Here is a 10421-nt window from a genome sequence, read left to right as displayed (position 1 = left end):
GCCGTCCTTCGGACGGCTGCGCCCGGCCATGACGAGATCTGTCGTATGATGCCACCCGTTTTCCGATTTGCCCCCAGTCCGAACGGTGCTCTGCATCTCGGCCACGCTTATTCCGCGCTGCTCAATCTCGACCGCGCCCGCGAGTCCGGCGGAAGGTTCTTGCTGCGCATCGAGGACATCGATGCGACACGCTGCCGGCCCGAGTTCGAAACTGCGATCTACGAGGACCTCGCCTGGCTCGGCATCGCCTGGGAGAATCCGGTGCGGCGGCAGTCCGAGCATCTCGCCGACTATCGCGCCGCGCTGGACAAGCTCTCGGCGCTGGGCCTCGTCTATCCCGCCTTCGAAAGTCGCGCCGAGATCGCAAGGCTGGTGGCCGTGCGCGAGGCGGGTGGGCCCTGGCCGCGCGATCCCGACGGCGCGCCGCTTTATCCCGGCAATGCGAAATCGTTGTCTGCCGGCGAGCGGACGCGCCTGATCGCATCCGGCACACCCTATGCGCTGCGGCTCGACATGGCGGCCGCGTGCGGCCGTGTAGGTGGCCTGACCTGGAACGAGCTGGGAGAGGGCCCCAACGAGGAGCGCGGCACTGTCCCGGCGCACCCGGAGGCCTGGGGCGACGTGATCCTGGCCCGGAAGGAGACGCCCACGAGCTACCATCTGTCCGTGGTCGTCGACGACGCGCTTCAGGGCGTGAGCGAGGTGGTCAGGGGCCAGGATCTGTTTCATGCCACCTCTGTCCATCGGCTGCTCCAGGAGCTGCTCGGCCGGCCTGCACCCACCTATCGCCACCACAAGCTGATTCGCGACGAGGCAGGCCGGAAGCTCGCGAAATCGAGCCGTTCGACCGGCCTGCGCGACCTGCGTGCCGCCGGAGCTACGCCCGCCAGCATCCGCCGGTTGGTGGGATTAGATTAAGTTTCTCGGGGGGTTAGCAAAAGGTCGCCGTGACTCACGGCATCGCTCCGTGCCATGCTCGCCGATGAGCGCGGGGTTCGAAGCGGGTACTTCGAAGGGGAATTATGGCGGCGAAAACGCGCGCAGCGCGCACCACGCGGACGTCCAGGCGATCGCCTCGGAAGCGATCCGGGGCGGCCGTCAAGGTGCGCAAGCGCAGCACAAGGGTGGTTGAACCGGACGTGGTCCAGGCGGCGCTCGCCGCCTTTGCCCACGAGGTCCGTACCCCCCTGACCGGCATTCTGGCGATCAGCGACCTGCTCGCAACCTCGGACCTCGGGGAGCGGGAGCGACGCTGGGCCGACACCATCAAGGCCGGGGCCGAGCATCTGGCGAGCCTTGCCACTTTGTTTGTGGACGCCGCCCGGACCGAGAACGGCGGCAGCACGCTGCGGCAGGACCTGTTCGACCTGCAGACACTCGCCCGCAGCGCCGGCGATTCGCTTGCCGGGCGCGCCGCGGCCAAGGGCCTCCAGGCCCAGGTCGAGATCTCCGAAAAGCTTCCCGGTCTGGTGGTGGGTGATCCCGTCCGCTTGCGTGCTGCGCTGGAGAACCTGATCGATAATGCTGTAAAATTCACCGACCAGGGGGGCGTGGCGCTTGCGGTCGTACCCTGCCGTCTGGCCAAGAGCAGGGGCAAGGCAAAGGACAAGGCAAAGGACAAGGCGAAGGATAAGCGCAGGGTCGGCGTCGCCTTCGCGGTGTCCGACAGCGGCATCGGCCTGACCATGGCGGAGATCAAGCGGCTGTTCCGCCCGTTCACCCAGGCTAATGTCACCATTGCTTCGCGCTTCGGCGGCGCCGGCTTGGGGTTATCCTCGGTGAAGCAACTCGCGCGCGCGATGGGCGGCGACATCACCGTCGCGCCGCGGCGCGGCGGCGGCGCCACCTTCACGCTGACGGTGTCGCTCGACGCGGCGGGACCGGCGAGGTCCCGCAAGTCGGCCGACGACGAGGCGGAGGCGGTGTCGGGGCTACGCGTGCTCAGCGTCGAGGACAATCCGTTCGGCCGCGTCGTGCTCAACACCATTTTGACCGAGCTCGGCCATCATGCAGAGTTCATCGGGCGCGGCGAGGATGCCGTGAACCGGCTTGCGCAGGGCACCTTCGATGCGGTGCTGATGGACATGGTGTTGCCCGGCATCGACGGCGTCGAGGCGATAAGACGAATCCGCACCATGCCGGCGCCGCTCGCTCAAATCCCCATCATCGGGGTCTCCGGCCGCGGCGAAGACGAGGCGGCCTCGCGCGAAGCCGGCGCCGATGCCTTCCTGATCAAGCCTGTGTCTCCGCGGGCTCTAGCGACTGCGCTGCTTGAAGCGAAACGCCGTGCGGAAGCCGCGACTTGATGATCGCGGCATTGAGTTCGCCGCCATAGACGAAGATCGCGGCGATGAAATACAAAAACACCAGTGCGATGATCACCGAGGCGAGCCCCGCATACATCGTCACGTAATTGTTGGCGAAGCGCGCAAGGTATTGCCCGAACACGATGCCGGAGATCAGCGACGCCACCATGGTGAAGACGATGCCGGGCAGGATCTGGAGGAAGCCGCGCCTTCCCGCCGGCAGCCAGGCATGCAGGATGATCAACGCCACCACCAGCGCGCCGACGGTGATGCCGTAGCGCAGCCAGGTGAGGATGCTTTCGTTGGACTCGACGAACAGCGGAATGTGGCGTCGAGCCGCCTCGATGATGAGTGGTCCGAGCACGATCAGGAACGCCATGGCAAGCGCGGTGAAGGCCGCAACGAGCGTGTAGCCGATCGATTCCAGCCGCAGCCAGTACCACGGCCGCATCTCCACCACCGCGTAGGCGCGATTGAGCGCGACGCGCAGCGCCTCGACGCCGTTGGAGGCGAAATAGACCGAGAGCACCGCGCCGATGGTGAATACGCCGGTGCGGGTCGTGGTCAGCACGTCGTGGATTTCGCCCGAGATCGAATCGGCGACCTGCTTGGGCCAGACCTGGAGCATCAGGCTGGCGGCCTGGTCGGCGAGCTCCTTGGAACCGAAGAAGCCCGCGAGCGAGGTCAGCACGATCAAAAACGGGAACAGCGCCATCAGCGTCGACAGCGCGATATGGCTTGCGATCGCCCAGCCGTCGTCGGCCAGGAACGTGTAGAACGCGTCCATCGCCACGACATAGATGTAGCGGATTGCTTTCACGCGCCACCCGTATTGGCTGTCGTCTCTCGCTTACGCTCGCGGCGTCGTTTGCCTCGGCCCGCTTGCGGGGAGAGGCCGACGCGCTCGGCAGCGCGCTTGCGCGCCTGAGCGCGGCGGGTGAGGGGGAGCCTTCGCGAGGACGGTGAGAGTTGGACTCGCGGAGAGTCCCCCTCACCCGAATTCGATCTGCGATCGAATTCGACCTCTCCCCGCAAGCGGGGCGAGGTGAAGGGCGACTGCATCAAATCCAAAATCATCCAGCCAGCTTGTGATATTATTGGCTTAAAAGCCAGATCGTGAACACCATGGCGGACCGGCGCGCACGGTGTTATCTACCCCCAATGGCATCTGTCCTGAGTAGTTTTATCCTGCCGGCGGCGGCCGGCGCCGTGGCGTTGGTGCTGCTGCTCGGCCTCATCAACATGATGCGCGGCGGCTCGCCCAACACCTCGCAGAAGCTGATGCGTTGGCGCGTGCTGCTTCAGTTCGTGGCGATCGTCATCGCCATGCTCGCAGTCTGGGCGATGGGACGTTAAACATGGTCGTGCTCAACCGCATCTATACGAAAACCGGTGACGACGGCACGACGGCGCTCGGCTCGGGCGAGCGGCGTCCGAAGTACGATTTGCGCATCGAGGCCTACGGCACGGTCGACGAGACCAATGCCGCGATTGGCGTGGTGCGTCTCCATACCCATGACGCGCCCGAACTCGATGCGATGCTCGGCCGGATCCAGAACGATCTGTTCGATCTCGGCGCCGATCTCGCCGTGCCCGAGCGTGAGGGTAAAGCTGAACGGTTGCGGGTGGTGGCGAGCCAGGTCGAGCGGCTCGAGCGCGACATCGACGCGCTCAATGGCGAGCTCGCGCCGCTCACCTCCTTTGTGCTGCCGGGCGGCACGCCAGCCGCCGCCCACCTACATGTCGCGCGTACGATATGCCGCAGGGCGGAACGCGTGATCGTGGAACTGGCGGCCCGGCCCGGCGAACCGGTCGGCGCGGCTGGCATCCAATATATGAATCGTCTATCGGATTTCCTGTTCGTGGCAAGTCGGGCCGCCAACCACAATGGTGCCGGCGACGTGCTCTGGGTTCCGGGCCAGAACCGCTGACCCATTGGGCGGGCGCGTTTCTGAGAACTAAAATTAGGCCGCTTCGCGCGTTGACCGCGCCGGATCAGGCCTTTAGGTTCCGCGCCAGTTGATAATCCCCCTCCCAAATTGAGTGAAAGAGGATCGATGAAGGTCTTGGTGCCGGTAAAGCGGGTGGTCGATTACAACGTCAAGGTCCGCGTCAAGGGCGATGGATCGGGCGTTGAACTCGCCAACGTCAAAATGTCGATGAACCCGTTCGACGAAATCGCGGTCGAGGAAGCGCTGCGCCTGAAGGAAGCCGGCAAGGCCACCGAGGTCGTCGTGGTATCCATCGGACCGGCGCAGGCGTCGGAGACGATCCGCACCGGTCTTGCCATGGGCGCCGACCGCGGCATCCTGGTGAAGGCCGAGGGCATCGTCGAACCGCTCGCGGTCGCCAAGATCCTGAAGAAGGTCGCCGACGAAGAACAGCCGGGCCTGATCATTCTCGGCAAGCAGGCCATCGACGACGACAGCAATCAAACCGGCCAGATGCTGGCCGCGCTGCTCGGATGGTCGCAGGCGACATTCGCCTCCAAGCTCGAGGTCGAAGGCTCCGATTTCAAGGTCACTCGCGAAGTCGACGGCGGCCTCCAGACCGTCAAGCTGAAGGGGCCGGCGATCGTCACCACCGATCTGCGTCTCAACGAGCCGCGCTATGCGTCGTTGCCCAACATCATGAAGGCCAAGAAGAAGCCGATCGCGGACAAGACCGCCGCCGATTACGGCGTCGATCTCACCGCGCGCCTCGAGGTTCTCAAGACCACCGAACCGGCGGGCCGCTCGGCCGGCGTCAAGGTCAAGGACGTCGCCGAGCTGGTGTCGAAACTCAAGAACGAAGCCGGGGTGCTCTGATGACGACGCTTCTGATTGCCGAACACGACGGTGCGTCGCTGAAGGATGCGACCAACAAGGCCCTGACCGCGGCCGCCGCGCTCGGCGCGGATGTCGAGGTGCTGGTCGCCGGCGAAAACGCCAAGGCCCCGGCGGATGCCGCCGCCAAGCTCGCAGGCGTCAAGAAGGTGCTGCTCGCCGACGGCGCGCTTTACGCGCACGATCTCGCCGAGCCGCTGGCCGCGCTGATCGTCTCGCTGGCCCCCGGCTACGACGCCATCGTCGCTCCCGCGACCTCGCGCTTCAAGAACGTGATGCCGCGCGTCGCAGCGCTGCTCGACGTCATGCAGGTCTCGGAGATCACCAAGGTGATCGCCCCCGACACTTATGAGCGTCCGATCTATGCCGGTAACGCCATCCAGACGGTGAAGTCGAAGGACGCCAAGAAGGTCATCACGGTCCGTACCTCGACCTTTGCCGCCGCGGGTGAAGGCGGCAGCGCGCCGGTCGAGAGCGTCGCTGCAGTGGCCGATCCGGGCCTGTCGACCTTCGTCGGCGAGGAAGTCGCCAAGAGCGACCGTCCCGAGTTGACTTCGGCCAAGATCATCGTCTCCGGTGGTCGCGCCATGCAGAGCCGCGAGAATTTTGCCAAATACATCGAGCCGCTGGCCGACAAGCTCGGCGCCGGTGTCGGTGCCTCGCGCGCGGCGGTCGACGCCGGCTATGCGCCGAACGACTGGCAGGTCGGCCAGACCGGCAAGGTGGTGGCCCCCGAGCTCTATGTCGCCGTCGGCATTTCCGGCGCGATCCAGCATCTGGCCGGCATGAAGGACTCCAAGGTGATCGTCGCGATCAACAAGGACGAGGACGCGCCGATCTTCCAGGTCGCCGATTACGGCCTCGTCGCCGACCTCTATCAGGCGGTTCCTGAGCTCACCGAGGCGCTCGGCAAGCTCGGCAAGTAAAAACGGGGTAAAACACTGGCCGGAGGTGTACACTCCGGCCGGCGTTTTCTTTGGCGTGGGGCACGCCGGGGGAGCGATCCAATCTAGGTTTCGAGCCAAGGTTCTGATTAAATCAGGCTTCTGGTAAAATCGGCCCCCCGGCTCAAGGGGATAGGCAGGGCGCGATGTGCGCGCCGTTCCGGTGGATGGCAATATGGCTGCAATAATCAAGAAGGTCGGCGTGATCGGCGCGGGGCAGATGGGCACTGGCATCGCGCATGTCGCGGCGCTGGCCGGCTTCGACGTGGTGCTCAATGACATCTCGGCCGATCGCCTCAAGTCGGGCATGGCCACCATCAACGGCAATCTGGCGCGTCAGGTCTCCAAGAAGGCCGTCACTGAGGAGGCCAAGACCAAGGCCGTTGCGCGCATCGCGCTCGCCGAAAAGCTGGACGACCTTGCCGACTGCGATATCGTGATCGAGACTGCGGTCGAAAAGGAAGAGGTCAAGCGCAAGATTTTTCACGAGCTCTGCGCGGTGTTGAAGCCGGAGGCGATCGTGGCCTCCGATACCTCCTCGATCTCGATCACACGGCTCGCCGCCGCCACCGACCGGCCAGAGCGTTTCATCGGCATTCATTTCATGAATCCGGTGCCGTTGATGGAGCTGGTGGAGCTGATCCGCGGCATCGCCACCGACGACCACACCTTCGAGGCCTCCAAGGAGTTCGTGGCCAAGCTCGGCAAGCAGGTCGCGGTGTCCGAGGATTTCCCGGCCTTCATCGTCAACCGCATCCTGCTGCCGATGATCAACGAGGCGATCTACACGCTGTACGAAGGCGTCGGCAACGTCGAGGCCATCGACGCAGCGATGAAACTCGGCGCGCACCACCCGATGGGCCCGCTGGAGCTCGCCGATTTCATCGGCCTCGATACCTGTCTTTCCATCATGCAGGTGCTGCATGAGGGGCTGGCGGATTCGAAATATCGCCCGTGCCCGCTGCTGGTGAAATACGTCGAGGCCGGCTGGCTCGGCCGCAAGACCCAGCGCGGCTTCTACGACTATCGCGGCGCCAAGCCGGTTCCGACGCGGTAAGCTGCATTGGCAGTGCCGTAGGGTGGGCAAAGGCGCGCAGTGCCATGCCCACCATGCCTCCGCAATCGCGATGATGATTGGTGGGCACGCTTCGCTTTGCCCACCCTACGGTCCTTCGTGTCGGGCTGTGTCGCAACACGAAACCGTCCAAAATCTCTACCTCTCGTTAACCTCACGTGCCTAGGTTACAACCGGTAAGAAGGTTTCGCGTAATGGACATGATGGCGATGGTCAGCACCATGCTGGCCGCTCAGCAAGGCGCGCTGCAGTCGAATATCTCGGCGACGCTGATGAAGCAGAACGCGGACGCGGAGAAATCCACCGTCCTGACGCTGCTCGGCGCCGGCCAGCCTTCGCTTGCCAATGTCGGCCCCGGCGTCGGCGGCAATCTCAATATCGCCGCTTAACAATATCTCGGCTTAGTAAGACGCAGCCGCCGGGCTCACCGCCGCACGGATCAGCTTGAGCGCGTCCTCGCTTGCCCATTCCGCCGGTCCCGCGATCGTCGCGATCTCGCAGCCCTGCGGGTCAACAAGCACCGAGGTCGGCATGCCCAGGGCCCGGCCTATCGCCTTAAGATCCTGAAAAACCTTGGCCTTCTGATCGTTGAAATAACCGAGCCGGGTTAGATTGGCCTCTTTCAGGAAGTTTTTGGGCTTCTCCGGGTCGCGGGTGTCGATATTGATCGCCACCACCTCGAAATTCGGACCCGCCAGCTTGCCCTGGAGCTCGTCCAGCGCCGGCATTTCCTTGCGACACGGCACGCACCATGTGGCCCAGAGGTTGACCAAAAGCGTCTTGCCGCGGAAGTCGGACAGCTTCTTCGGCTTGCCGTCGGCATCCTCGAAGGCGAGGTCCGGCAGCTTCAGGGGCGCGGTCGCCATGGTCAGCGCCGCGACCTCGCCATGGGCGAGCGGGGCGATCCTCGTGGCTGTCGTCACCGCCGCCCGGCAGAGGGGATCGCCAGAAGGCGCCCGGCTCAGGCCCAGCCCGTACAGCGCGGCGAAGGAGGCGAGCCCCCCGACCACCACGGTGGCGATCACGACCGGGATCCGGCGCGTGGCCGACCGTGCTTTCCGTTGGCCGGGCATATCGTTGGGGTCGAGCATATCGTTTGTCATCCGGTCGCAGATATGGCTATCAGAGGCCTCTTAATACGGCTGGCGGCGGCCAGCAAACGTGCGGCACGGCCGCAGCTGGTGACAGCAAGGGCCGCAGCCGGCGACAGGCAAGGCGTGAGCAGGGGATCATGAGCAACAAGATGTGGGGCGGCCGGTTCTCGGAACGTCCCGATGAGATCATGGAGGAAATCAACGTCTCCATCGACGTCGATCGGCACCTCTTTGCCCAGGACATTGCAGCGTCCAAGGCCCACGCCGCGATGCTTGCCGCGCAAGGCATCATCACGGCCTCTGATGCGAAAAATATCGGCAAGGGTCTAGACACGATTTTGTCAGAAATCGGCAAGGGCAGCTTCGAATTCAAGCGCGCGCTCGAGGACATTCATATGAATGTCGAGAGCCGCCTGTCCGAGCTGATCGGCCCGGCCGCCGGCCGCCTGCACACTGCGCGTTCGCGCAACGATCAGGTTGCAACCGATTTCCGTCTCTACGTCCGTGACATCATCGACGAGACCGACGCCGCGCTCGCTGCGTTCCAGCGAGCGCTGGTGGAACGCGCGCTCGAGCATGCTGCAACGGTCATGCCCGGCTTCACGCATCTGCAGACCGCGCAGCCCGTCACCTTCGGCCACCATCTGCTTGCCTATGTCGAAATGGCCGGCCGCGACCGCGGCCGTTTCCAGGATGCGCGCAAGCGGCTGAACGAATCCCCGCTCGGCGCTGCCGCGCTCGCCGGCACCTCGTTCCCGATCGACCGCCACGCCACCGCCAAGGCGCTTGGCTTTGACCGGCCGATGGCGAACTCGCTCGATGCGGTCTCCGACCGCGACTTCGTGCTTGAGACGCTGTCGGCGGCCTCGATCTGCGCGGTGCACATGTCGCGCTTTGCCGAGGAGATCGTGATCTGGACCTCGCCGCTGGTCGGCATGATCCGCCTCAGCGACAAGTTCACCACCGGTTCCTCGATCATGCCGCAGAAGCGCAACCCGGATGCCGCCGAGCTGGTGCGCGCCAAGACCGGCCGCGTCATCGGTGCGCTCAATGGTCTCCTGATCGTGATGAAGGGCCTGCCGCTCGCCTATCAAAAGGACATGCAGGAGGACAAGCAGGGCGCCATGGAGGGCTTTGCCGCGCTGTCGCTCGCGATCCGCGCCATGACCGGCATGGTCCGCGATCTCGTGCCCGACGAGGCCAAGATGAAGCTTGCCGCCGGCGAGGGCTACGCCACCGCGACTGATCTTGCCGACTGGCTGGTGCGGACGCTGAAGATACCCTTCCGCGAGGCCCATCACGTCACCGGCCGCATCGTCGCCAAGGCCGCCGAGGGCGGCGTGGCGCTGCACGAGCTGCCGCTCAAGCAGATGCAGGCGATCGAGCCGAAGATCACGAAGGACGTGCTCGGCGTGCTCTCGGTCGAATCGTCGGTGAAGAGCCGCACCAGCTTCGGCGGCACCGCGCCGAAGAATGTGGCGGCGCAGGCCAAGGCCTGGCTGAAGCGGCTGGAAAAAGAGCGAAAATTGGGCTGAGGGCAAAATTTCGCTTATGTTTCATGGTGATCCGGCTCTCGCCAGAGTGCGCCAACCTCTGTATGGTGCGGCCGTGTAATGGGGATTTCGTCGTGACGTCAAAGTTTCGCCCGGCCGGTTCTGGGTGGGCCATCATTGTCCTTAGCCTGAGTGCGCTTGCGCTTGCCGGCTGCGGCCGCAAGGGCCCGCTCGATCTGCCGCCGACCGCCTCCAGCGCGTCCACGGCCAATGTGGCCGGGCCGACCGACACCGAGATCGAAGCCCAGAGGACGCCGAGTGTGTTCAATCCCACCTATGGCGCGGACGCCCCGCCGGCGGCGGCCAAGGGCAAAAAGAAATCCTTTATCCTCGACCCGCTCCTGGACGAAAGACCCAGCCGGTAGGCTGGGGTAGCTGAGCCAACGCCATGAACCATTTCGACTACCGCAACGGCGTGCTGCACGCCGAGGCGGTGAACCTGTCCGAGCTCGCCACGGCCGTCGGCACGCCGTTCTATTGCTATTCGACCGCGACGCTGGAGCGCCATTACCGCGTCTTCACCGACGCCTTCGCTGGCGAGAAGGTGCTGGTCTGCTACGCCATGAAGGCGAACTCCAACCAGTCGGTGCTGCGCACGCTGGCCAAGCTCGGCGCCGGCGCCGA

General features: G+C 64.8%; 12 protein-coding genes and 1 pseudogene. 11 read left to right on the top strand and 2 right to left on the bottom strand.

Annotated elements, in window-relative coordinates:
- Positions 1-45 precede the first annotated feature (45 nt).
- Entirely contained in the window at positions 46-918 is an 873-nt protein-coding gene (gluQRS, locus tag FXV83_RS05225; RefSeq protein ID WP_148738140.1) for a tRNA glutamyl-Q(34) synthetase GluQRS, read from the top strand.
- A gap of 104 nt (positions 919-1022) precedes the next feature.
- The gene (locus FXV83_RS05220; RefSeq protein WP_148738139.1) at positions 1023-2306 is read left to right on the top strand and encodes an ATP-binding protein; all 1284 of its coding nucleotides are present in this window, start codon (positions 1023-1025) and stop codon (positions 2304-2306) included.
- On the opposite strand, the gene FXV83_RS05215 is transcribed toward FXV83_RS05220, so the two are convergent.
- Positions 2233-3126 (bottom strand): YihY/virulence factor BrkB family protein, encoded by an 894-nt coding sequence (locus FXV83_RS05215; RefSeq protein ID WP_148738138.1) that lies wholly within the window; start codon positions 3124-3126, stop codon positions 2233-2235. The two genes, FXV83_RS05220 and FXV83_RS05215, sit on opposite strands and share 74 nt — an antisense overlap.
- Before the next feature lie 341 nt (positions 3127-3467).
- Between FXV83_RS05215 and FXV83_RS05210 the strand changes: the two genes are divergently transcribed.
- The 6 genes from FXV83_RS05210 (at position 3468) to FXV83_RS05185 (ending at position 7539) form a co-directional block, all read left to right on the top strand.
- Entirely contained in the window at positions 3468-3662 is a 195-nt protein-coding gene (locus FXV83_RS05210; RefSeq protein WP_148738137.1) for a twin transmembrane helix small protein, read from the top strand.
- Positions 3663-3664: 2 nt separating this feature from the next.
- Positions 3665-4237, top strand: coding sequence for a cob(I)yrinic acid a,c-diamide adenosyltransferase (locus FXV83_RS05205; RefSeq protein WP_148738136.1), 573 nt, complete (start codon positions 3665-3667; stop codon positions 4235-4237).
- A gap of 126 nt (positions 4238-4363) precedes the next feature.
- Positions 4364-5113 carry an electron transfer flavoprotein subunit beta/FixA family protein gene (locus tag FXV83_RS05200; RefSeq protein ID WP_148738135.1) on the top strand — a complete coding sequence of 250 codons (750 nt, stop codon included), beginning with the start codon at positions 4364-4366 and terminating at the stop codon, positions 5111-5113.
- Positions 5113-6057 carry an electron transfer flavoprotein subunit alpha/FixB family protein gene (locus FXV83_RS05195; protein WP_148738134.1) on the top strand — a complete coding sequence of 315 codons (945 nt, stop codon included), beginning with the start codon at positions 5113-5115 and terminating at the stop codon, positions 6055-6057. The genes FXV83_RS05200 and FXV83_RS05195 overlap by 1 nt, the downstream gene beginning before the upstream one ends.
- Before the next feature lie 193 nt (positions 6058-6250).
- Positions 6251-7132 carry a 3-hydroxybutyryl-CoA dehydrogenase gene (locus FXV83_RS05190; protein ID WP_148738133.1) on the top strand — a complete coding sequence of 294 codons (882 nt, stop codon included), beginning with the start codon at positions 6251-6253 and terminating at the stop codon, positions 7130-7132.
- A gap of 212 nt (positions 7133-7344) precedes the next feature.
- Positions 7345-7539, top strand: coding sequence for a putative motility protein (locus FXV83_RS05185; protein WP_148738132.1), 195 nt, complete (start codon positions 7345-7347; stop codon positions 7537-7539).
- A 12-nt stretch (positions 7540-7551) separates the two neighbouring features.
- Here FXV83_RS05185 and tlpA read toward each other — a convergent pair whose 3' ends face one another.
- The gene (tlpA, locus tag FXV83_RS05180) at positions 7552-8241 is read right to left on the bottom strand and encodes a thiol:disulfide interchange protein TlpA (protein WP_148738141.1); all 690 of its coding nucleotides are present in this window, start codon (positions 8239-8241) and stop codon (positions 7552-7554) included.
- Positions 8242-8381: 140 nt separating this feature from the next.
- Between tlpA and argH the strand changes: the two genes are divergently transcribed.
- From argH to FXV83_RS05165, 3 genes and pseudogenes are all read left to right on the top strand, one after another.
- The gene (gene argH / locus FXV83_RS05175; RefSeq protein WP_148738131.1) at positions 8382-9779 is read left to right on the top strand and encodes an argininosuccinate lyase; all 1398 of its coding nucleotides are present in this window, start codon (positions 8382-8384) and stop codon (positions 9777-9779) included.
- 92 nt (positions 9780-9871) lie between these two features.
- Positions 9872-10162 (top strand): LPS translocon maturation chaperone LptM, encoded by a 291-nt coding sequence (gene lptM, locus FXV83_RS05170; protein ID WP_148738130.1) that lies wholly within the window; start codon positions 9872-9874, stop codon positions 10160-10162.
- 23 nt (positions 10163-10185) lie between these two features.
- Positions 10186-10421 (top strand): annotated as a pseudogene (locus FXV83_RS05165) (diaminopimelate decarboxylase); the annotation flags it as partial.

The organism is Bradyrhizobium hipponense, assembly GCF_008123965.1.
GTDB lineage: Bacteria > Pseudomonadota > Alphaproteobacteria > Rhizobiales > Xanthobacteraceae > Bradyrhizobium > Bradyrhizobium hipponense.
The sequence above is the reverse complement of the archived record's forward strand: the minus strand, read 5'-3'. Positions and strand labels throughout refer to the sequence as shown.

Excerpts from the sequence above, each read along its gene's own strand:
- gluQRS (WP_148738140.1), top strand. The coding sequence starts at position 46 with ATGATGCCACCCGTTTTCCGATTTGCCCCCAGTCCGAACGGTGCTCTG.
- FXV83_RS05220 (WP_148738139.1), top strand. The coding sequence starts at position 1,023 with ATGGCGGCGAAAACGCGCGCAGCGCGCACCACGCGGACGTCCAGGCGA.
- FXV83_RS05210 (WP_148738137.1), top strand. The coding sequence starts at position 3,468 with ATGGCATCTGTCCTGAGTAGTTTTATCCTGCCGGCGGCGGCCGGCGCC.
- FXV83_RS05205 (WP_148738136.1), top strand. The coding sequence starts at position 3,665 with ATGGTCGTGCTCAACCGCATCTATACGAAAACCGGTGACGACGGCACG.
- FXV83_RS05200 (WP_148738135.1), top strand. The coding sequence starts at position 4,364 with ATGAAGGTCTTGGTGCCGGTAAAGCGGGTGGTCGATTACAACGTCAAG.
- FXV83_RS05195 (WP_148738134.1), top strand. The coding sequence starts at position 5,113 with ATGACGACGCTTCTGATTGCCGAACACGACGGTGCGTCGCTGAAGGAT.
- FXV83_RS05190 (WP_148738133.1), top strand. The coding sequence starts at position 6,251 with ATGGCTGCAATAATCAAGAAGGTCGGCGTGATCGGCGCGGGGCAGATG.
- FXV83_RS05185 (WP_148738132.1), top strand. The coding sequence starts at position 7,345 with ATGGACATGATGGCGATGGTCAGCACCATGCTGGCCGCTCAGCAAGGC.
- tlpA (WP_148738141.1), bottom strand. The coding sequence starts at position 8,241 with ATGCTCGACCCCAACGATATGCCCGGCCAACGGAAAGCACGGTCGGCC.
- argH (WP_148738131.1), top strand. The coding sequence starts at position 8,382 with ATGAGCAACAAGATGTGGGGCGGCCGGTTCTCGGAACGTCCCGATGAG.